General features: G+C 45.3%; 20 protein-coding genes. 7 read left to right on the top strand and 13 right to left on the bottom strand.

What is annotated here, in order from left to right; genetic code table 11:
• Positions 1-20: 20 nt before the first annotated feature.
• Positions 21-1,721, top strand: a complete 1,701-nt coding sequence (gene abc-f, locus ASF99_RS01710) for a ribosomal protection-like ABC-F family protein (protein WP_055966666.1) — start codon at positions 21-23, stop codon at positions 1,719-1,721.
• Positions 1,722-1,793: 72 nt separating this feature from the next.
• On the opposite strand, the gene rsgA is transcribed toward abc-f, so the two are convergent.
• Positions 1,794-2,843 (bottom strand): ribosome small subunit-dependent GTPase A, encoded by a 1,050-nt coding sequence (rsgA, locus tag ASF99_RS01705; RefSeq protein ID WP_055966661.1) that lies wholly within the window; start codon positions 2,841-2,843, stop codon positions 1,794-1,796.
• Positions 2,844-3,116: 273 nt separating this feature from the next.
• On the opposite strand from rsgA, the gene ASF99_RS01700 reads away from it, so the two are divergent.
• The 5 genes from ASF99_RS01700 to ASF99_RS01680 are packed head-to-tail and all read left to right on the top strand — an operon-like array spanning position 3,117 to position 6,590.
• Positions 3,117-3,494, top strand: coding sequence for a lmo0954 family membrane protein (locus ASF99_RS01700; protein WP_023467260.1), 378 nt, complete (start codon positions 3,117-3,119; stop codon positions 3,492-3,494).
• 51 nt (positions 3,495-3,545) lie between these two features.
• Positions 3,546-4,163 (top strand): hypothetical protein, encoded by a 618-nt coding sequence (locus ASF99_RS01695; protein WP_023467259.1) that lies wholly within the window; start codon positions 3,546-3,548, stop codon positions 4,161-4,163.
• Positions 4,164-4,222: 59 nt separating this feature from the next.
• Entirely contained in the window at positions 4,223-4,942 is a 720-nt protein-coding gene (liaF, locus tag ASF99_RS01690) for a cell wall-active antibiotics response protein LiaF (protein ID WP_023467258.1), read from the top strand.
• The gene (locus ASF99_RS01685; protein WP_035398797.1) at positions 4,939-5,964 is read left to right on the top strand and encodes a sensor histidine kinase; all 1,026 of its coding nucleotides are present in this window, start codon (positions 4,939-4,941) and stop codon (positions 5,962-5,964) included. The genes liaF and ASF99_RS01685 overlap by 4 nt, the downstream gene beginning before the upstream one ends.
• The gene (locus ASF99_RS01680; RefSeq protein ID WP_023467256.1) at positions 5,961-6,590 is read left to right on the top strand and encodes a response regulator; all 630 of its coding nucleotides are present in this window, start codon (positions 5,961-5,963) and stop codon (positions 6,588-6,590) included. Before ASF99_RS01685 ends, ASF99_RS01680 begins: the two co-directional genes overlap by 4 nt.
• Before the next feature lie 297 nt (positions 6,591-6,887).
• Here the strand turns inward: ASF99_RS01680 and ASF99_RS01675 are convergent, their stop codons facing one another.
• The 11 genes from ASF99_RS01675 to ASF99_RS01630 all read right to left on the bottom strand — a co-directional run bounded on the left by ASF99_RS01675 (position 6,888) and on the right by ASF99_RS01630 (position 17,788).
• Positions 6,888-8,579 carry a b(o/a)3-type cytochrome-c oxidase subunit 1 gene (locus tag ASF99_RS01675; RefSeq protein WP_023467255.1) on the bottom strand — a complete coding sequence of 564 codons (1,692 nt, stop codon included), beginning with the start codon at positions 8,577-8,579 and terminating at the stop codon, positions 6,888-6,890.
• 1 nt (position 8,580) lies between these two features.
• Positions 8,581-9,051 (bottom strand): cytochrome c oxidase subunit II, encoded by a 471-nt coding sequence (locus ASF99_RS01670; RefSeq protein WP_023467254.1) that lies wholly within the window; start codon positions 9,049-9,051, stop codon positions 8,581-8,583.
• A gap of 12 nt (positions 9,052-9,063) precedes the next feature.
• A complete protein-coding gene (locus tag ASF99_RS17190) occupies positions 9,064-9,177 on the bottom strand; it encodes a cytochrome C oxidase subunit II (protein WP_156357177.1) in 114 nt (37 codons plus the stop codon).
• A gap of 221 nt (positions 9,178-9,398) precedes the next feature.
• A complete protein-coding gene (locus ASF99_RS01665) occupies positions 9,399-10,112 on the bottom strand; it encodes a Crp/Fnr family transcriptional regulator (protein WP_023467252.1) in 714 nt (237 codons plus the stop codon).
• A 158-nt stretch (positions 10,113-10,270) separates the two neighbouring features.
• Complete coding sequence (locus ASF99_RS01660) at positions 10,271-11,404, bottom strand: CDP-glycerol glycerophosphotransferase family protein (RefSeq protein ID WP_235515859.1); 1,134 nt, start codon at positions 11,402-11,404, stop codon at positions 10,271-10,273.
• Between the two features lie 63 nt (positions 11,405-11,467).
• Positions 11,468-11,857: a glycerol-3-phosphate cytidylyltransferase gene (tagD, locus tag ASF99_RS01655; RefSeq protein ID WP_023467250.1), complete on the bottom strand. Its 390-nt coding sequence runs from the start codon at positions 11,855-11,857 to the stop codon at positions 11,468-11,470.
• A 17-nt stretch (positions 11,858-11,874) separates the two neighbouring features.
• Positions 11,875-13,068 (bottom strand): CDP-glycerol glycerophosphotransferase family protein, encoded by a 1,194-nt coding sequence (locus ASF99_RS01650; RefSeq protein WP_023467248.1) that lies wholly within the window; start codon positions 13,066-13,068, stop codon positions 11,875-11,877.
• A gap of 40 nt (positions 13,069-13,108) precedes the next feature.
• Entirely contained in the window at positions 13,109-14,491 is a 1,383-nt protein-coding gene (locus tag ASF99_RS01645) for an aldehyde dehydrogenase (RefSeq protein ID WP_035398803.1), read from the bottom strand.
• Between the two features lie 100 nt (positions 14,492-14,591).
• Positions 14,592-15,299: a purine-nucleoside phosphorylase gene (deoD, locus tag ASF99_RS01640; protein WP_023467244.1), complete on the bottom strand. Its 708-nt coding sequence runs from the start codon at positions 15,297-15,299 to the stop codon at positions 14,592-14,594.
• Between the two features lie 24 nt (positions 15,300-15,323).
• Positions 15,324-16,028 (bottom strand): response regulator transcription factor, encoded by a 705-nt coding sequence (locus ASF99_RS01635; protein WP_023467243.1) that lies wholly within the window; start codon positions 16,026-16,028, stop codon positions 15,324-15,326.
• Positions 16,025-17,788, bottom strand: coding sequence for a sensor histidine kinase (locus tag ASF99_RS01630; protein WP_055966660.1), 1,764 nt, complete (start codon positions 17,786-17,788; stop codon positions 16,025-16,027). The genes ASF99_RS01635 and ASF99_RS01630 overlap by 4 nt, the downstream gene beginning before the upstream one ends.
• Positions 17,789-17,985: 197 nt before the next feature.
• Between ASF99_RS01630 and ASF99_RS01625 the strand changes: the two genes are divergently transcribed.
• Entirely contained in the window at positions 17,986-19,275 is a 1,290-nt protein-coding gene (locus ASF99_RS01625) for an NCS2 family permease (RefSeq protein WP_055966659.1), read from the top strand.
• 58 nt (positions 19,276-19,333) lie between these two features.
• Here ASF99_RS01625 and ASF99_RS01620 read toward each other — a convergent pair whose 3' ends face one another.
• Positions 19,334-20,614 (bottom strand): ABC transporter substrate-binding protein, encoded by a 1,281-nt coding sequence (locus ASF99_RS01620; RefSeq protein WP_023467238.1) that lies wholly within the window; start codon positions 20,612-20,614, stop codon positions 19,334-19,336.
• Between the last annotated feature and the right edge of the window lie 63 nt (positions 20,615-20,677).

The following is a 20,677-nucleotide window of genomic DNA, read 5'->3' as shown; positions in this document are numbered from 1 at the left end:
ACACTAAAGGAGCTGCTTTTATGCCTACTGAAACACTTACGATCCAACACCTATCGATGGACTACGACGAACGACGTCTTTTCTCGGACGTTTCTTTTCATATTCATACCGGTGAACATGTCGCCTTAATCGGTCCGAACGGCATCGGAAAAACGACACTGTTACACTTGATCGCTGACCAACTTCAGCCGACTGACGGTTCGATCAAGCGTCATTACAAAAAACTCGGTCTACTATCACAACACTTCGTAGCGGGCGATCACACCGTTCTTGATGTCGTCGAAAGAGCGGATGCGGTTCGTTATCAACTTCGCGCTAATGCCATGAATGGTGACTTGACGATCTATCAACAAGCACTCGATCAGGACGCCTTCTCGCTTGAAGCAGATGCAGCACGCGTCTTAAAAGAAGTCAAATTAGAGGAAGCACTCTGGACACACAAAGCATCCAGTTTAAGCGGTGGTGAACAGACGCGCCTCCAACTTGCCTGCCTGCTTCTGTCACGACCTGATTTCATCATTCTCGATGAACCGACGAATCATCTGGATCAAGAGACGCTCGAGTGGCTCACGGAATGGGTCAACATGTCACGGACCTCGATTCTCTACGTCTCACACGAACGATTCTTCATCGACGCAACAGCTGATGCCGTCATTGAATTATCTGAATCAGGGGCAACGCGATACAACGGAAACTATCAGTCCTATAAAGAACAAAAGGAACATCAAGCTCTGTCGCAACAACGAGCGTACGAAAAACAAGAACGCACCCGCAAAGAGCTGACACGCATGATTCAAGGATACCGGCAATGGCATCAAAAAGCCTCGAATCAAGCGAGTGAACGGGATCCGTATGCGAAAAAGAAGGCTGCTAAACATGCGACGAAGGTCAAGGCAAAAGAGCAGCAACTCGAGCGTCTACTCGAGGATCGTGTACAAAAACCACAAGTTGCACCGACTGTTCACGTCGCATTCGAACATGAAGCGATTCGTGCGAAACGACTGATTTCGTTCGAACGTGTCTCGTTTAGGCATGAGACGAAACCGATCCTAAAGGATGTTTCGTTTACGGTAGAACGTGGCGACCGAATTGCTGTCATCGGACCGAATGGAAGCGGGAAAACGACCTTACTGCGTCTCATTGAGGGCGAATATGCTCCTCATCAAGGGAACATAATCCGTCATCCTCGATTGAAGACCGGCTATTTTTCACAAGCCCTTTCCCACTTACCGACATCAGGTACGTTGTTAGAGGCATTACTTGAGTACGGCACGATGAGTGAGACGGACGCCCGGACGTTGCTCGCCTGTTTTTTATTCCGTCGCGATGATGTTTACCGGTCGATTTCCGACGCCAGTATGGGTGAGAAATGTCGGATTGCTTTCTTACGCCTGTATTTTTCTGGTGCTCACTTGCTTATTCTCGATGAACCAACGAACTATTTGGACCTTGCGACTCGTGAACAAATCGAAGCCGCCCTCGATGTTTTCCCTGGTGAGCTCCTCTTCGTCTCCCACGATCGTTATTTTACTGATCGGCTGTCGAATCGGACGTTTGATTTAACGACTGGATTCAACGATCATCCGGTCGGAACGGCCACGGTACGAAACGCGCGCCGAAGTGACCCTGAAGCGATTCAATCCGACTTACATCGTCTTGATGCGTTGACGGGTAACGTGCCGTTCCATACAGAACCAAATGAATTCCTTTCAAAAGAATAACGAGAAAAAAGCATCTGCATAGAAAAAGAGACTCCTTTTTCCGTTGCAGATGCTTTTCATATTTCAGTCGTATTATCGCTTTTGATACTTCACTTTCGTATGCGCTTGGGCCTGCTTGTGGATTTTTTTCCACTTTTCTTTCTCCGCCGCCTGCAACGCCACATTTTGCTTGCGTTCCGCATAAGCGATTTCTCGTTTTAGCTTGACGAAGCTATTCCAGCGTTCAGCAGTTAGTGTGCCATCTTCTAAAGCTGTCCGAACGGCACAGCCCGGTTCCTTATCATGTTCACAGTCTCGGAAACGACAGTTTTCAGCAAGCTCCTCAATATCGGAAAACGTCGACGATAAACCGTCACTGCCATCCCATAAGGCCAATTCTCGCATCCCCGGTGTATCAACAAGCAATAGACCGTTCGATAGTCGTTTCAGTTCGCGATGTGTCGTCGTGTGACGTCCACGTTCATCGTCTTCTCGTACGCCACCCGTCTCCATTAACTGTTCTCCAGCTAAAGCATTGACGAGCGTCGACTTCCCGACGCCGGACGACCCAACTAACACGATTGTCTGCTTGATTTGTAACTGTTCACGCAACTCCTCTAATCCGTCACCAGTTAAAGAATCAACGGCAAGGATTGGTGTTCCGAACGCAATCGCTTCGACAGCCTGTATTTCCGTTTCAATCGACGGCATCAAAGTTTTTTTCGTCAGGACGATGATTGGTGTCACCCCTGCATCCCAAGCAACCGTTAAATAACGTTCCAGTCGACGGACGTTGAAGTCATGTCCAAAAGCCATGACGAGCAAGGCGACGTCAACATTCGCGCAGATGATTTGTTCCTCGGTTTCCGTTCCTGCCGCTTTTCGGGAAAATTGAGAAGATCGTGGCAAGACACGTTCGATCCGTCCTTTGCCTGGCTCTCGCTCTGTTTGGATGATCCAGTCACCAACCGCTGGCAATTCAGCTTTCGTTCCCGATTGAAAACGCAATTTACCAGACAGTTCGCTCAGCGATTCTCCTGTTTCCGTCATGACGCGATAATGTGTTTGATAGACGGCTATGATCCGTCCTAATCGTTCTGTTCCTGTCGTTTCGTAGACAGGTGGTGTACCCCATTCGTTCAAATGGTTTCCTCCTCTGATTTAAGGGAGGGAAACCCCTCCCTGGTTTCCGACACATGTTACTTGGTTTACGTTGATTGTTGCACTCATCAACATCACTCCTCTCGATTCGATTCCCTTATAGAGTATCACATGAATCATTGGTGCTGATAGCGCTTCCCTTAAAGTCAGACCTTCTCTCCGCCTTAAGCCCGAGAGCAAATACGGTCCAAAGAGTGTCGTAGGAATAGAAGGACTCCCGTATCATAAAGGTATCAACACAAGGGAGGCTTCCTCATGAAGCAATCGAAAGGAAAACAACTGGTGATGATTCTCGCCGGACTGGCGTTACTTGCCGTCGTCATCGGAACATTACCGCATATGATCGGACTTGGTTTAGGGGCGTTACTCGCGTTCTATTCGATCAGTAAGTTCATGCAGTCGAACAAATGGCCAGCGAAACTCGGCTTCGGATTCCTAGCAGCCATCGGAATCGGGCTTGCCCTCTCGAACATCTGGGCAGTCATCGGAATCGCAGCAGCCATCGCATTGTACGTCGGTTACATGCGTATGAAACTACAACGTGTCAATGTTCAAGATCTCTTTAACCGTCGCCGTACATCAACGACACATTTCGAAGCAGACTGGAAAGACCTAGACGAAAAACGTTTCTAATCAAAATGTGTGACCCGATATCATTCGCCACTTCCAAGGAGGAATTTTTTCATGAAAAACGTATTTGATCAACTCAACGATTTTGCGACACAAATGATGACAGAAGTCAAAAAAGCTGCTGAACAGGGCGAAGTACCTGCTAAGAAACTTGTTCGTCATATCCGATCAACAGAAGCTGATTTAAAAGAGATTGATCGACTACTCGAGCGTCAACGGACATTGCTGCTGGAACTGACACAAAAACAGGAAGAAGCGAAGGATTTAGCCGATAAACGCTTCAAGCAAGTCGAAATCGCGAACGAAGCCGGTGAACAACAACTGGCTGAGCGTGCAGCCATCGAATCGAAGCATTACGGGGAGCAGTACCGGTTCTTTGAAGAACTCGTCGCTGAGACGAAACGCGAGCTGAACGAATTGGAACGTGAAGCCCTCGAATTGAAGTTAAAGCTCGAAGATCTACAAAACAAACGGTACGAATGGATGATGCGCGAAAACGTCTCGAACTTAAAAAACAAGATGAACCAGGTGCTAGATCGCGAACCAAATGCTACTATAAAAGAAGAAGCACATCCGTTCACGGCAGAAGAGCCTGAAGCAAAACAACCAGCCGTTGATGAAGATGATATCGATGCGCGTATCGCTGAACTCGAACGCCGCATTCACCAATAAGCAGTCAATGATGAAGGAGGCGTATGCCTCCCTTTGTCATGTTAGAAAGGAGATTGATCGTGCGACGATTAAGTACGAAACAACTGGTCGGTTACGTATCGATCCTGTTCGCCCTCGGTCTGTTCTATGACCTATTGTCCGGTGCAGGAAATGTATTGTTTGGTGTCTTATTTCCGTTCCTGCTGTATTATGTCGGGATTCATTTCCGGCGACGCAATCATGAAAAATTAGCAATCCTCTTCTACATCGTCGGTACGATCATTCTTGCTGGCGTCGTCCTTAGTTCGGCTGCCATCGGTTTTGTCATTGCTGGTATCTTGCTCTACCTTGGGATCATTCTCGTGACACGACATTCTGTCCGCGAATTTTTATTTTCACGGATTGCTCCGCATCAATATGAAGAGGAAGGGATCAAGATTCAACCCGCTTATTCCTTCTCGACTCAAGCCGATGTACCGTACGTCTTACAGGATTTGAGCGAACAGTTCATCGTCAAGGATTTAGAAATCGATTTGACGCACGCCTATGTTCCAGAAGGCGAGACCTTGATCGTCGTCAGTGGTGTCGTCGGGGACGTCCGAATTCTTTTACCGTCCGGCTACGACTATACACTCGACACGTCAATCGGCTTCGGAAGCGTCAAGACAGATATCCGCCGGATTCCGACCTTCTTTAATCGACGCATTCAATTCCGGGCACCGGAATACGGCGAAGCGACGCGGAAGGTTCGCATTCATGTCATGCTCGGTATTGGCAACGTGGAGGTGTCTTCGATATGAAGCGTGATCAATTCCCGCTTGGTGTCATTGCACTCCAAGTCATGACGGGCTTTTTGACTGCCGTCATGACGACGTTGTTATTCTTAAGTACACGACAAGTCGATTGGCATGTCCTATTCGTCCGTCAACAAGATTTCCCTGTCCTTCTACTCGTCATCGGACTCTCGTTATTACTACCGCTTGCCATCGGTAGCATGCATTACTTTTTCTTGCGACGTGACTTCAAACGTGTCACGACTGCCATCATTGAACTGGAACAAGGAAAAGATGTGACGATCGTTCCGGGTCCCTACTTTCATACGTTGACGCGCTTGTCGCGGATTGGAAAACGTATCGACGAACAAGTCGAGACCGTCCAAAAAATCAGTACACGTCCGCAACACGTTGAACAAGTAAGAGTTCAAGCCGTCACGGAGGAACGAAAGCGACTCGCACGTGATTTACACGACTCCGTTTCGCAACAGCTCTATGCCATCTCCATGATGACGACAGCAGCTAAACAGACGATTCTGTCTCAACCTGAAGCTGCAGCCAAACAGATCGAGATGGTCGAGACGATGGCGCAAACGGCGCAGTCTGAAATGCGCTCCCTCTTACTTCAGCTTCGCCCTGTCGAACTAGAAGGGATGACGTTACAACAAGGACTTTCGCAACTGCTCGAAGAATTATCTAGAAAGCAGTCCACACAGTTGAGTTGGAAGTTAGAAGAGATGACACTTCCACGACAAATCGAAAACGAGTTGTTCCGGATCGTCCAAGAAGGATTGACGAATGCATTACGTCACGCGAAAGCGTCTCATATGGATATCGAGCTCCGACAATTCAACGAAACGATCATTCTGAGCATGAATGATGATGGTGTTGGATTCGTCGTTGATGAAAAAAAACTTGCCTCTTATGGCATTAATTCGATGCGGGAACGAACGGCTGAGATGGGCGGAACGATTCGTCTCGTCAGTGTTCCAGGACAAGGAACCCAAATCGAAGTCAAACTTAGAAAAGATCGGATGGTGCAAGTATGATACGCGTATTATTAGTAGATGATCACGAGATGGTCCGGGCCGGTGTGTCTGCTTTCCTTTCCACACAACCAGACATCGAGGTCGTCGCCGAAGCGTCGGATGGTCAAGCAGGAGCCTTGCTTGCGCTTGAACACCGACCGGATGTCATCTTGATGGATTTAGTGATGGAGCCAGTCGATGGCGTCGAAGGAACGCGACTGATTCGCAAAGACTGGCCGGAAGCAAAAATTCTCGTCGTGACGAGTTTTCTTGATGATGAGAAAGTTTATCCTGTCATTGAAGCCGGTGCGATGAGTTATGTCTTAAAAACGGCTAGCGCCTTTGACATCGCAGAAGCGATTCGCAAGACGGCAAACGGTCAATCTGTCATGGCAGCACAAGTGACCGGTAAAATGATGGAACGTCTTCGTCGTCCTACGACACACTTGCATGACGATTTGACGGAACGTGAGCAGGAAGTTCTTCAATTGATGGCTCGTGGTATGGCGAACCAAGAAATCGCAGACGAATTATTCATTTCCTTAAAAACCGTTAAGACACACGTCTCGAACATCTTATCGAAACTCGATGTCGTAGACCGTACACAAGCTGTCGTCTATGCCTTCAAGCATAATCTCGTCAAATAAGATTTAGCCCTTCATTACTTATTCCTTAAGCTCACGCAAATAAGGGGCTGACTCAAAAGTCAGTCTCTACAAAGATAAGGGAGGCAGATTGATGATCTGCCTCCCTTATCTCGTAATAAAAAGAATGACGCGTCACACGCAACTCCTACAGGAAAAGCGCATTTATGCGTTGTCAGAGACAAACAAGCCCCCCTTTCTTGCTTAAATGAAGTAGGAAAGGGGGGCTTTGTCTCGCCTGAGGAAAGGGCGTGAAATGACGCGTCATTCTTTTTTTGAGTCAGTCCCCTCTTCACTGTCTTACCAGAGTCTCCATCCGGGAGCTCCTGGAGGGGCATTTTCAATCATATGCCAAATCGGTACCGTGTACGCAAACGCAATCAAAGCGAACGTCACGAAAATCCATAGCTTCCAATTTTCAAAGAAGAGTGGCGTTGCCATCGCCTCTTCTTCCGTTTCAGCAATCGGAAATTCTTCCGTTCCTTTTGGCGCTCGGAAGGCCAGTTGGAACATCGCATAGAGGAATAGCAGAATCGAGATGAATAAAATCGTTCCGCCGATCGCCATTGCGACATGATATGGAATCCAGTCAGCGACGATTGAATCCTTGAAGTAGGTGGCTGGTCCCGTCCGTCGTGGATTACCGAGTAATCCTGAGATGTGCATCGCAGTCGACATGAAGAGCATTCCGATCGTCCAGGCAGCCGTTTGAATAAGTCCAAGACGATTCATTGCCGCTGTTAACGTCCGACCACGTAAGAGCGGGACAAGCCAGTAGGCTGTTCCGAAGAACGTTAGTGCGACAGCAGCACCGACCGTGATATGAAAGTGTCCCGTAACCCATAATGTGTTATGAACGATGATGTTCAGCTGATGCGATGCATTAATGACACCACCTGCACCTGCTGGAATGAAGAACAACATCCCGATGAACGGTGCAAGGAACCGGACATCCCGATATGGCATTTTCTTCACCCAACCAAATATGCCAGTTGCTCCCTTACGGCGACCTGCTAGCTCAAATGTCGCAAACATCGAGAAGGCAGTCATCAATGATGGAATGATGACGAGGAATGTCAAGACGACTTGGACATACTTCCAAAATGCAGAAATCCCTGGCTCTAACAATTGATGGTGAAAACCTACAGGGAATGAAAAGAGTAGGAATAACAAGAACGACATGCGTGCTAACGCGTCAGAAAAAATCTTCCCACCAACGATTTTCGGAATGACCGTATACCAGACGATGTAGGCAGGTAACAACCAGAAATAGACGAGCGGATGACCAAAGTACCAAAATAGCGTCCGAGATAGCTCGATCCCGACCTTATCCGTCCAACCAAGAGATAAAGGAAGAAGTTGAAAGAGAATCGTTGCCGCTACGCCGAGTGTCGCAACCACCCATAACAAGGCAGTCATAATGCTCATGTAGGCTTGAAGCGGTGGATGAACACCAGGGTGTTCCCGCTTATAATCAGCATACATTCGGAACATGGCACCAGACGCGATCCACGTTCCGACGACGAAGATGACGAGTCCGATATAAAAAACAGGATGTGCCTTGAGTGGTGCATAGAACGTATAGAGGACGGAAGCTTCACCTGCAAGCACCATCCACGTGACGAGGACGACACCAAGAATCATGAACCAGAACCCGACCCATCCGAGACGTCGCGGAAACTCTTCGAAGCGTCCGAACGATTGACCTAAAAATGAGAACAATAATCCGAAAATGAATAACGTCGTAAAGACGATTGCAAGCATCAATCCGTGGGCAGTCAGAAGCTCATAGTATCCGATTCCAGCGATTTCTGGAATGGCACCTGTCCGTACCATCGTTTGTAGTAATCCACATAGACCACCGATCAATAAGGCGACAAGTGAAAAACTAACATGTGCAAAGGCCAGTTTCGCTTCCTTGACTCCGATGACGGTAGCGGGTAGACCACGCTCCATCTCGAACTGTCTTAGTTTATTTGATATAGCATTCATCTTATTCCACCACCTTGATTTTCGTTGCCATCATATGATGGGCATTACCACAATATTCATTACAGACGATGAGATATTCGCCTGCTTCCTTGAACGTATACTCAATCGAATTAATATGTCCGGGAACGACCATCATATTGACGTTCGTCTTAACGATTTCAAATCCATGAACGACGTCCTTCGATGTCACGAGAAAATCGACTGTCGCCCCTTTAGGTATGACCATATCTTTGGGTGTAAACTGAAAAGCTTGTGAAACGATGACCGCTTCATATCGGTTGTCATCAATTTTCTTTAGTCCTGGCTTATCAAACGGTTTCGTCTGATCGACTTTCGTCGGATCAATCAATGTCGCATCGGATGGCGGTTGATTTCCGGATGCAAAAGCGGATATACCGATGATCGTCAAGAAGATCGCGAGCATCGCTACTCCGAAGATCAGCCAGATTTTTTCTAAACGATGAATGTGCATCGTGATTCCTCCTTAACGTGATATGAACAATAGAAAGATTGAACTCCACATCCCGATGATGACACCTGCTACGATCAGGACGGCAACGAATGTTCCTTTTAGGTTCGTTTCTGTCTTTTGACTCATCGTGATTACTCCTTTCCTACTCTGAACTTGTCTTTATTGTAAGAATTCAGCAAGTCTGGAAACTGTGATAAATATCACTTTAAATATGAAAATTCCGCACTTTTCATTTCGAAAACACACAGAAAGTTCACATCTAAACGAGCGTAGAAAAAAATTTTATACACAAAAATAACGCGAGACAGGAAAGTCCTGTTTCGCGTCGGGATGATTCGTACATCTTATTAAATTCGACAAACACCTGCTGGACACCCTTCACAATGACACAGATCCCGTAGATATTGCGGATCGTGAATGGTGATTTCTTTTGCTGTCATCGAAACGACCCCTTCTTTTTTCCACTGAGAAAACATACGATTAACGGTCTCACGTGGTGCACCAATCAATTGACCAAACTCACCGTCGGATGGTCGCTTCGCAAGACGATACGTTTCTCCCACTTGTTCCCCTTCCATCGCAATCAAGCGAAGTAACGTCGAAGCTAATGCCCCTGGTTTTCCAAACAGTAGTAAGTCACGTAATTTCGTTTCCGTTTGCTTCCGCATTAATGCTTGCCATCGCATGATCTCAAGCGCAAAGGCACCGTCTTTTTTCATAAGCTCTTCTAATTGGTTTTTCGATAAGAATCCGATGATGCTATCTTCCATCGTTTCAATACTGTAGGAACTCGGAAAAGCTTCTCCTACATCAAATTCGCCAAACAAATCTCCTTTGAAATATAAAAACATGAGTAATGGACTGCCTTTTTTCGTCAACTTCGATAGTTTGACGCCTCCTTGTTTCACATAAAACAACTTATCGTTCATTTCCCCTTCCCAACAGACAATGGAATCCTTTTTGAACGTCGTTTCTGTCATGAAGCTCTCAAGCAACGTTCGCGTTTCGGGTGATAAGACGAACGTATTGGCTTCAGTCGTTCCACAAGTTAGCATATCCATTTCTCCTCTCCTCTTCTTCTGCTTTTAGTATAGAACATCACAGTCGAAAAGAATGGATTTTCAAAAGATTGTCAAACTTTGTTCAATGTTTCACATTTGTTTTCGAAAATTTATCTGACGACCGCTTTCTAAAACTAAAGCAATCGTCAGATTGAGTATCATATATCTCCGTAATAATGATCAACGATGCGTTCCACTGCTTGACCAGGGGGATGATCATACCAACTCGTTTGAAATTCCTCCATGTGCTGACGGCACTCTTCTAGTATCGTCTCAGACATGATCCAATCCATCAATTGTTCCATTCGCTCCGTCTGTCGCACAGGCAATGGTTTCGGATACTGATCGACGAGACCTGGTAGTTGTCGATATGTATCGATATCCGGTGTGTACAGGAACGCCGGAATGTTGAGGAGACAGCTTTCAAATGGAATGGAGGAATAATCAGTTACGAGCACATCTGTGATCAGCAAGTAATCATTGATTGAATACGTATCGTCCACAAGATGGATATGGCTAGAACGATAGGTCGAAAGCGCTTGAATCGTCGGATGCAATTTAACGAGAATCGTCCATCCCGCTTGAGCAAGTTTTTCAAACTGTTGAATCGTATGATCTTCTGTTTCTTTGTATTCCCGGTATGTCGGTGCATACAATAAGATCCGACGATCAGTCTTTGCGTATTGTTTTCTTAATTCCACTGTTTTCTGTTTTCGTTGCTCCTCATCAAACCAATAGTCCGTTCGTGGCATGCCGAACGCTTTAAAGTGGGATCGTTCTAAATCGTGCGGCATCATGAATTGTTCAGCACACCGCATTCCTGGAACAATAAAATCTCCGTATTCTTGATAGACACGTCGAAATCGTTTCTGTGTCGACGTGGACATCGAACGAGTTTTCGATGAGGTCAGCCCAAACTGTTTTAACGTTCCAGCGGCATGCCACAATTGAATCCGCCTTGTATTTTTTCGAGTAGAGGAAACGCTGAATTCTCCAATATAATTATCTAAAAAAACATGACGAGAAGTAGCTAAATGATAAGAAATCGTAATCAATCGCATTGGATGATAAGCAATTTTGCGACTGACATTCCAACAATCTGTCGCCCGCATATAGCGTTCGTCGAAGATAAGAACTTGCTTTTGTTGGTTGTTTCGTTGATTTAAGCGAAGATGTATTGGCATAGCATTTTCACCATAGCTCATCCAAAATAACGTCTTTTCTTGAATGGGTAAAAAACAAAATAGTTGATAGACTATTCGAAAGATAAATAAATAGATCGAAATAATCATTGAACGCATATTTAGTGACTCCCTTAAAAAAGAGACCTCACTCCCGCGAGGTCTCTTCATCCATTAATTCGAGCCTAGCTCATTCTTAATTTGGCTAGTTGAAATTCCTTCAGTGCGCTCCAAGTAAACGACTTCACAATGGTCTTTTAAGAAGTCGAATTCACCTTTCCAGTCGTCACCCATAACGAATACATCAACATTATGTTTTTGAACGTCTTCTACTTTTTGTTCCCAGTTGTTCTCTGGAATGACTTCATCCACATAACGAATTGCTTCTAAGATTAATTTACGATTCTCATAGTTATGGTACGCTTGTTTATGCTTAAGACGATTGAATTCATCTGTCGAAATTGCCACGATGAGGTAATCTCCCATTTCTTTAGCGCGACGTAAAATATTGATATGTCCCCAATGTAACAAATCAAATGTACCGTACGTAATGACCTTCTTCATCTAAAAACACTCCCCGTTTATTTAATATTCTCTAAGATATCCAGCGCAGCTCTTTGTGCTGCGTGACCGTCATCCCATTCGCAATAATGACGACGAAATGCTTCACTTTTCAAATCGAATCGTCGCTCCCACGACTCGATCTGTCTGATTTCTTCAAAAAGAATTTGCTCTTCTTGAATCAACGGACCCGGTGCTTCTTCCTCAAAAGAAAAATAGAATCCTCTTAGATGATCACGATAATGTTTGAGATCATAGGTGTAGAATAGCATCGGACGTTTTAAGTGCGCATAATCGAACATCACTGAGGAATAATCCGTTATCAAGATATCTGCCGCTAAGTATAGCTCAGAAATTTCCGGATATCTAGAGGCATTCTTAATCGCTGAGACAGCACTCAAATCCAATTGATCGCCAACAAGATAATGGAGTCGTACAAGCATTGTATACTCATCTCCAAATTCTTCCTCAAATCGTTCAATGGAGAAAGGTAACGTAAATGAGTAGTTTCCTTGCTCAACGTAATCATCATCTCTCCATGTTGGAGCATATAAAATAATCTTTTTATCGGTTTCTATTTGATAATGTGCCTTTACCCGCTCAATAATACTTTCATGTTTTTCATTTTGGTACAGCACATCGTTTCTAGGATATCCGATTTCTAACATTTTTCCTTCGTATCCAAACGCTCTTTTAAAAATTTCACTCGAGTATGCGTTCGGAGAGAGAAGGACATCCCATTTTGCTGATTCTTTTACAAAATCTTTTTTATATTGATCAGTTGATGTGTTCGCCATTCGGACATCCACCATATCAAGCGCTAATTTTTTGAGTGGCGTTCCGTGCCATGTTTGATAATATAGAGTACCTTTTCGTTTTACTAGCCATGAAGGAAGGCGACTATTGGACACCCAAACGCGAGAAGTAGCTAATAAAAAAATCCATTTGATCGTCATCCTATTCACAGATGTCACCTGTTCATCCGTCATAGAAACACCGCGTTGTTTGCTGATGATCAATTCTAAGTCAACGTTCATCTTTTTCAACTCATCGTAGATGGCTTTAGGACTATCATTGTACTGTTTGCCCAAAAAGCTTTCAAACATGACACGATTTTTCCGTACCGGAAATAAGGTGAAGATTCGCATCATGACCCGAAGACTTCGCTCCACCATACCTGTTTTTTTCATGAGTCGAATTAATTTCTTCTTCACAATCAAAATCCCTCTCATACCACGTATTCAATACAGCTCATCATAACAAAAAGCGCATCCATTTGGAATTGCTATTTGTTCGCATGTAGCGGAAAGGTAAATCGAAAGTCGTCGTGTTTTTGACGATTCCTTTACGATGGCTGAACGTCTCGAAACTATACTTGCCATGATATCCACCCATGCCACTCGCCCCGACTCCACCAAATGGTAAGTGATGTTGTGCGACGTGCATCAATGTGTCATTGACACATCCACCACCGAATGAAATCCGTTCAAGGATACGATGTTCGACGGCTTTGTTCTCTGTGAACAGATAAAGTGCAAGCGGTTTGTCACGATTATTGACGAACGCGATGACCTCTTCGATTTCACGGTAGGTCAACACCGGCAGGATCGGTCCGAAGATTTCGTCTTGCATCACTGGAGCATCCACCGCTACATTCGTCATGACGGTCGGCGCCATCTTACGCGTTTCCGGATCGACTTGTCCACCGAATTCGATCGTCCCTTGCGACAAGTAACTGCTGAGGCGATTCAGATGATCGTCCGATACGATTTTGACGTAGGATGAGACGCCGACGCCATTCCCATACTGTTTGAAGGCTTCTTCTTCAATCAACTGCAAGAAACGTTCTTTAACGTCCTCATGAATCAATACGTAATCCGGGGCGATACATGTCTGTCCGGCATTCAGCCATTTTCCCCATGCGATCCGCTTCGCTGCTAGACGAAGATCCGCATCCTTGTGAACGATTGTCGGTGATTTACCACCCAGTTCAAGTGTGACCGGTGTCAAATGCTTCGCTGCAGCTTGATGCACGATTTTTCCGACGCGTGTGGAACCCGTAAAGAAGATATAATCAAAGCGTTCGTTTAATAAAGCGCTACTGACTTCAGCATCTCCTTCTATGACGATTCCGAATCGTTCATGGAATGCCGTTTCAAAAACTTCTCGTAATACACGAGAGACGTTCGGTGTCAGCTCGGATGGTTTAAGGACGACCGTATTCCCCGCTGCAATCGCACCAATGACCGGAGCAAGTGCCAGCTGGAAAGGATAGTTCCATGGCGCGATGACAAGAACGTTGCCATAGGGTTCATACTGGATTTCACTTTTTGAGCCGATATGCAGAAGCGGTGTTGCGACACGCTTCGGGCGTGCCAGTCGACGGAGTTGTCGCTCCATCCGTTGAATCTCCCCATAAACGAAACCGATTTCCGTCGTAAAAGCATCATGCTGTCCTTTATTGAGATCTTGTTTTAATGCCTCATAGATCTCCGCTTCATGCGTTTCAATCGCTTGGCGTAAGAATGTCAGCATGCTTAAGCGAAAAGCTAGACTACGTGTTGCACCTGTTTGGAAAAAGTGACGCTGTGTCTCAAGGCGCTCTGAAAGCACTGTCTCTGTCATCGTTGTCTCCATCCGAGAATCTCCCCTTTAACTGATCTATAACACTGCCTTTATCTTACCATATCTCTTTTCGACTATGAAAAAAGACGGAGAGGCTTCTCCGTCTTACTTCTTATAATTGAATCGCTGTTTCAAGCGCGACTTTCATCATATCGTTGAATGTCGTCTGGCGCTCTTCCGATGTCGTTTCTTCACCTGTCAACAGATGATCTGAAATCGTCAGGATCGTCAGTGCGTTTACTTTATGTTTTGCTGCAAGTGTGTAAAGACCTGCCGCTTCCATCTCGATTGCGAGACATCCGAAATCCGCCCATTTTTTGAAATGATGGAAATCATCTTGATAGAACTGATCCGTCGTGAAGATTTGACCGACTTTTGCATCGATACCTTGTTCTTTAGCTGCTGTATATGCTTTATGCAGCAGATCAAAAGAAGCTGTCGGTGCGTAGTCTAGTCCATTAAAACGGACACGGTTCTGTGCCATGTCATGCGAAGCACTCATCGCGATGACGACGTCACGAACTTTAACGTCTGGCGTGATCCCACCGGCAGTACCGACACGGATCAAGTTCTTCGCACCGTATGACTGAACGAGTTCGTTCGCATAGATCGACATCGATGGTACACCCATACCTGTTCCTTGAACCGAAACTTTTTTCCCTTTATAAGTACCTGTGAAGCCATACATGCCTCGAACCTCGTTATAAAGAACAACATCCTCTAAAAACGTCTCAGCGATGTATTTAGCACGTAACGGATCTCCTGGAAGTAAGACCGTTTCGGCGATTTGTCCTTCAGCTGCGTTAATGTGTACACTCATGTACGATTCCTCCTCGATAGTCGTTTAAATCGACAACAATTCACGAAACTCATTCGGTGTCATACCGAATTGTTTTTTGAACACTTTCCGAAAATACTTATCGTCCTGATATCCGACTTCAAGTGCGATTTCGTAAATGCGTGCTTCCGTCTCACTCAATAATTCCTTCGCCCGATTCAAGCGAATCGTTTGGATGTAATCAGATAAGTTAACAGAAAAACGCTGTTTGAAGCGTCGTGATATATACTCTCGGCTCAAGTAAAACCGTTCGCTCATGAATTGCAGTGTCAATTCTTCCGCATAATGCGTTTCGATGTATTTGGCGATTTGATCAATCGCTTCCCCTGATTCCACTACCGGATGGATACATTCCATCGCGCGGGACAAGGCATCATTGAGTACATCTGGATCAACCGGCTTCAATAAATAATCAAAGGATTGATGCAAAATGGCACGTCGCATATACGTATAATCATCATACCCTGTCAGCACGATCGTGACGACCTTTGGATGATGATTTTTTGTCCATTCTAGTAATGTTAATCCGTCGAGTCCAGGCATTTCGACATCTGTCAGCATTAAATCGATCGTTCCAGTATCCAGTAATCGTTTCGCTTCTTCCCCATGTTCCGCCTCGTAAATATGTGAGACCTGCCAACTGTCCCATTCCCCGAGCAATTTGACCGCTTCCCGTACATGTCGTTCATCGTCTACGATCAACACGTTCATGCCAAGTCCCCCTTCTCATATGGAATCCGAATCACGATTTTGAATCCGCCCTCTACAGCTGAAGAAGAGAGCGTCATATTTGCTTGTTCCCCGTAAAAAATCAAGAGCCGTTCATAAATATTATGGAGACCAATGCCGCTCGTCTCGAGATCCTCTGGGCTACGATGCATGCGCATTTTACGATCAATCTCTTCAAGTCGTCCTGTTTCGAGGACGGCACCGCTATTCTCGATTTGAATAATGAGGCGTCCGCCATCCGTCCGGACTTTGTAAGCAAGATAGTTCTCCGTCGCTGCTAATTGCTGTCGAAAGCCGTGTTTAAAGTAATTTTCAGCGAACGGTTGCAAGATCATCTTCGGCACTTCAATGTCATTGAGATGCCACGGGACGTCAACGATATAACGGAAACGTTCCGGAAAACGTTGCTGTTGCAAACGAATATACGCTTGAAGATGATCGACTTCTTGTTTTAACGTCACGATCGTCTGCTCATTATTCATCGAGTAGCGCATCATTTGTGATAATCCGGTGATGGAGCGGTACGCGATCTTCCGGTCTCCTTGTAACGTCGTCGTTCCGATCGATTGTAAGGCATTGAATAAGAAGTGCGGATTGAGCTGAGATTGTAATGCCCGTAGCTCATTCGTCCGGTTTTCGAGTGCCAGTCGATACTCCCGTTTGATTAAACGATCAATCCGTTGAATCATGCGTTGGAACTGACGGTTGAGTAATCCAATCTCGTCATTCGTCGTCGCAACGAATGGTGCTGATAAATCCCCTTGTTCGACTCGCCAGACGTTTGCTGTCAACTGTTTGATTGGCTTCGTGATCTGCATGGCAACGAGACTTGCGGCAATGATCATAACGAACAGTGAGACGAGACCAATCAAAACAAGAATCAATGCCGTTTCATTCGCCCCTTGGATGACTGACGCATACGGAATCCGTTTGACAAGTATGAGTGGAACGCCATTCGTCATCGTCTTTGAGTAGACGATGAACGATTTTCCGACACGTAAACTCCCACTCTGCCCAGTGAATCGATCGACCGGTAGTTCCATCTCTGCCCCAGTCTGTGCCAACACACGCTGTTCTGTCATCAACCATAACGACTCTTCCGGATCATTCTCGAACAGTTTTAACTGTTGTTCAAATACACGGACGGGAATATCCACCGAAAGGAAGCCGAGTGGCTCATCTGTTTCGACACGATCGATGCGATAACGAAAACTAACGACTTGTTTTTCATCAAGAATCATCGTGTGCACATTATATGGTTCAATCGTGTGCGCTTCGTCAATCAACCAGCCGCTTTTTTGTTTCATCAATCGAAAATAATCCGTTTCTTGCATCCAATCAAACTTTCCTCGACTCGTTGTTTTCATGTTATAGACCGAATACTCCGAATAACCATTTAAAATGACGAAATGTAACTGCTCGATATCCTGACGTGATAAAAACAGACCTAACATCGCCCGCGAAACGACTCCATCGGATTCGTCTAGTTCCTGATCTGCCCCGACGCGCATGATGTTCATCAACGAACGATTCGCGTACAGACTCGTCGATAGACGGCGGATATCCTCTATATAATGGGTCACCTGTGTATTTCCCCGCGTCAATACGTTCAGGCTAGAACGTTCTGCCTGTTCAATGTTTTGGTGCCGCACATACAGATAGGAAATCGATGTCGCGAGGGCAGTCGGAATCAAGATCGCCAGGACGACGAGACGAATCAAACGCGTCCGGATACTTTTCATGAAAGGCGCCCCCATCCTTTTTCTTGTAATCAATCGTATCATAACCTTGAATCCGCTTACATCATTTCCTGATATTCTCTTTCATGATTCCTATAAAAAATTCTTTTTTGTTTCGACTTGATTCCGAATGAATTTTACTATAATATCATCAATGTTCGTTTTTTAATCAATTTGTTATGAAGGTGGTCCTTTTACCCATGTTTAAACTTGCCGCACATCAAACAACCGTAAAACGTGAAATCCAAGCTGGATTCGTGACGTTCATTACGATGGCCTATATTCTGCTCGTCAACCCAACGATTTTAGCAGATGCCGGTATCCCCCAAGCCCAAGCTTTTTCTGCGACGATCATCGCGACATTGATCGGTACGCTTCTGATGGGGCTTTATGCGAATCTACCAATCGCAGTCGCACCTGGAATGGGACTCAATGCGTATTTTACTTATACACTTGTCGTTGGTGAGAAGATTCCATATCAGACAGCACTCTCAGTTGTCTTCGTCGCTGGTGTCATTTTCTTATTGTTATCACTCTCACCGATTCGTACGAAGCTGATTGAAATCATTCCGATGACATTAAAGCTTGCGATCACAGGTGGAATCGGTCTCTTCATTGCTTCACTCGGTCTCAAGATGTCAGGAATTTTAGTCGCTAGTGAAGATACACTCGTCACGATTGGCGCATTGACGTCACCAGAAGCATTGATCACACTCATCGGATTATTAGTTGCAGCGATCTTGACAATCAAACGTGTACCAGGTGCTATTTTATATGCCATGATCCTCTCTGGATTGATTGCATTCCTGACAGGTGAATTGAAGTTTTCCGATTCCTTCGTTGCGTTACCGACGTTACCAGAAGGATTGATCATCACGAATCCGTTCAACGCCATTCAAGACGTGTTCCAATACGGTCTATTCAGCGGTGTCCTCTCCTTCGTTCTCGTGACGATGTTTGATACGACAGGTACGATGGTCGCTGTCGGAGAACAGGCTGGATTGATTGAAAAAGATGGATCATTGAAAAACAGCGAACGTGCCCTATTATCTGATTCGACTGCGATGGTCGCTGGTTCATTATTCGGAACAAGTCCTACAACGGCTTACGTAGAATCTGCAGCGGGTGTCGCTGCTGGTGGACGGACTGGACTCACATCCGTGACGGTCGGGATTCTATTCGCATTATCTGCCGTCTTTGGACCGTTCGTTCAATCGATTTCGAGCGTCCCTGCGATTACTGCGCCCGCATTGATCTTAGTCGGTGTCTTCATGATTCAAAACATCAAGCAGATTCCATGGGATGACTTCAGCGAAGCTTTCACGGCTTTCCTCGTCATCTTGATCATGCCATTATCCGGTAGCATCGCAACCGGTATCGCATTCGGTTTCATCGTCTATCCGATCATGAAAGCTATCCAAAAAGAGCGTGTCCACCCACTCATCTATGTGTTCGCGCTTCTCTTCTTCATCCAATTATTCTTCTTATAATAAAAAACATGCCTGTTCCGTCAGTTAGTCGGAACAGGCATGTTTTTTAAATCACTTCTTATTTCTTCATTTTATCCCATGTTTTTGTGAAGTCCTGCAGCATCTCATCAGCTGTTTTTTGCTTACCAACGTATGCTTGCATGATCGCTCCGAACTCGTTTACAGCACCATCCGGATACTTGAACCAGTTCCATGAGATGGTTTTTCCATCTTTCGAGTACGCTTGAATATCATCTGCAAGCGGTCCTAAATCCTTCGCTTCGATTGATTTGAAGGCAGGGATGAATTTAAATTTATTGACCATGTAGTCTTTTCCTGTGTCAGACGTCGCCATCCACTCGAGGAATTTCTTCGCTTCTGCTTTGTTCTTCGAGTTCTTATTGACGACCCAGTTGTTTGGTACGCCGACAGGCAGACGATCCATTTTTTCTTTATCATCATTGATCGGCATCGGGATGAAGCCCATGTTGATGTCCGGATTGACATCCGTGATCAATTGTTGTGCCCAGTTCCCTTGTTGGATCATCGCTGTCTTACCTTCAGCAAACTGAGAGACTTGTGTATTATAGTCTGTCGTTAACGGATTTTTATTTCCATACTCAATCGTCAAATCAAATAGATTCATGAATTCCTTGAACTGTTTATTGTCCTCGAACTTCGCTTTTCCAGAGTTGAGATCTGCAATGAACTGATCTGGATCATCCTGTTGTGCGACCGGAATGTTTAAAAGGTGATTTCCAAGAACCCACCACTCCCCGTATCCGATCGAGAACGGTGTCACTCCATCTGCCTTCAGCTTCTTAGAAGCTTCCGTCAATTCCGTTAATGTTTTTGGAAGTTCCGTGATACCGGCTTTTTTGAAGATATCTTTATTGTAGATAAAGCCATATCCCTCAAGGTTCATTGGCATACCATACAATTTACCATCAATCGTCATTGGCTCTTTTGATAGATCCGTTAAATCACCGACCCACTTTTCATCTGACAAATCTTCTAACTTATCCTGCCATGTTTTTGCTTCCGTAAAGCCACCATTGTTAAAGACATCTGGTTCATTACCTGAAGCGAACTGTGATTTCAGAGCCGCGCCATAGTCCGATCCACCACCGACTGTTTGCACGACGACTTTCGTCCCAGTTTCTTTTTCATACGCTTTTGCCATCTTTTCCATGTCTTTTGCGATTTCAGCCTTGAATTGGAATACGTTGAGCGTCTTACCGTCTTTTGAACCACTATCTTTCGAGTCATCGCTATTCAATGTACCGCCACCACATGCTGCCAAAGCGACGACCATCGCCGTCGTGACGACAGGTAATGCTGCCCATCTTCTTTTACGCATTCGGATTCCCTCCCTGATTTCGTTTCATTTCGTGCTACATCTTCACAATAAATGAAAACGCTT

The organism is Exiguobacterium sp. Leaf187, assembly GCF_001423925.1.
GTDB classification, from domain to species: Bacteria; Bacillota; Bacilli; order Exiguobacteriales; family Exiguobacteriaceae; genus Exiguobacterium_A; species Exiguobacterium_A indicum.
Note: the sequence above shows the minus strand (reverse complement) of the source record. Positions and strands in the feature narration are given on the sequence as shown.

Coding starts and splice junctions, on each gene's coding strand:
- abc-f (WP_055966666.1), top strand. CDS start 21: ATGCCTACTGAAACACTTACGATCCAACACCTATCGATGGACTACGAC.
- ASF99_RS01700 (WP_023467260.1), top strand. CDS start 3,117: ATGAAGCAATCGAAAGGAAAACAACTGGTGATGATTCTCGCCGGACTG.
- ASF99_RS01695 (WP_023467259.1), top strand. CDS start 3,546: ATGAAAAACGTATTTGATCAACTCAACGATTTTGCGACACAAATGATG.
- ASF99_RS01685 (WP_035398797.1), top strand. CDS start 4,939: ATGAAGCGTGATCAATTCCCGCTTGGTGTCATTGCACTCCAAGTCATG.
- ASF99_RS01680 (WP_023467256.1), top strand. CDS start 5,961: ATGATACGCGTATTATTAGTAGATGATCACGAGATGGTCCGGGCCGGT.
- ASF99_RS01675 (WP_023467255.1), bottom strand. CDS start 8,579: ATGAATGCTATATCAAATAAACTAAGACAGTTCGAGATGGAGCGTGGT.
- ASF99_RS01670 (WP_023467254.1), bottom strand. CDS start 9,051: ATGCACATTCATCGTTTAGAAAAAATCTGGCTGATCTTCGGAGTAGCG.
- ASF99_RS17190 (WP_156357177.1), bottom strand. CDS start 9,177: ATGAGTCAAAAGACAGAAACGAACCTAAAAGGAACATTCGTTGCCGTC.
- ASF99_RS01665 (WP_023467252.1), bottom strand. CDS start 10,112: ATGGATATGCTAACTTGTGGAACGACTGAAGCCAATACGTTCGTCTTA.
- ASF99_RS01660 (WP_235515859.1), bottom strand. CDS start 11,404: ATGATTATTTCGATCTATTTATTTATCTTTCGAATAGTCTATCAACTA.
- tagD (WP_023467250.1), bottom strand. CDS start 11,857: ATGAAGAAGGTCATTACGTACGGTACATTTGATTTGTTACATTGGGGA.
- ASF99_RS01645 (WP_035398803.1), bottom strand. CDS start 14,491: ATGGAGACAACGATGACAGAGACAGTGCTTTCAGAGCGCCTTGAGACA.
- deoD (WP_023467244.1), bottom strand. CDS start 15,299: ATGAGTGTACACATTAACGCAGCTGAAGGACAAATCGCCGAAACGGTC.
- ASF99_RS01635 (WP_023467243.1), bottom strand. CDS start 16,028: ATGAACGTGTTGATCGTAGACGATGAACGACATGTACGGGAAGCGGTC.
- ASF99_RS01630 (WP_055966660.1), bottom strand. CDS start 17,788: ATGAAAAGTATCCGGACGCGTTTGATTCGTCTCGTCGTCCTGGCGATC.
- ASF99_RS01625 (WP_055966659.1), top strand. CDS start 17,986: ATGTTTAAACTTGCCGCACATCAAACAACCGTAAAACGTGAAATCCAA.
- ASF99_RS01620 (WP_023467238.1), bottom strand. CDS start 20,614: ATGCGTAAAAGAAGATGGGCAGCATTACCTGTCGTCACGACGGCGATG.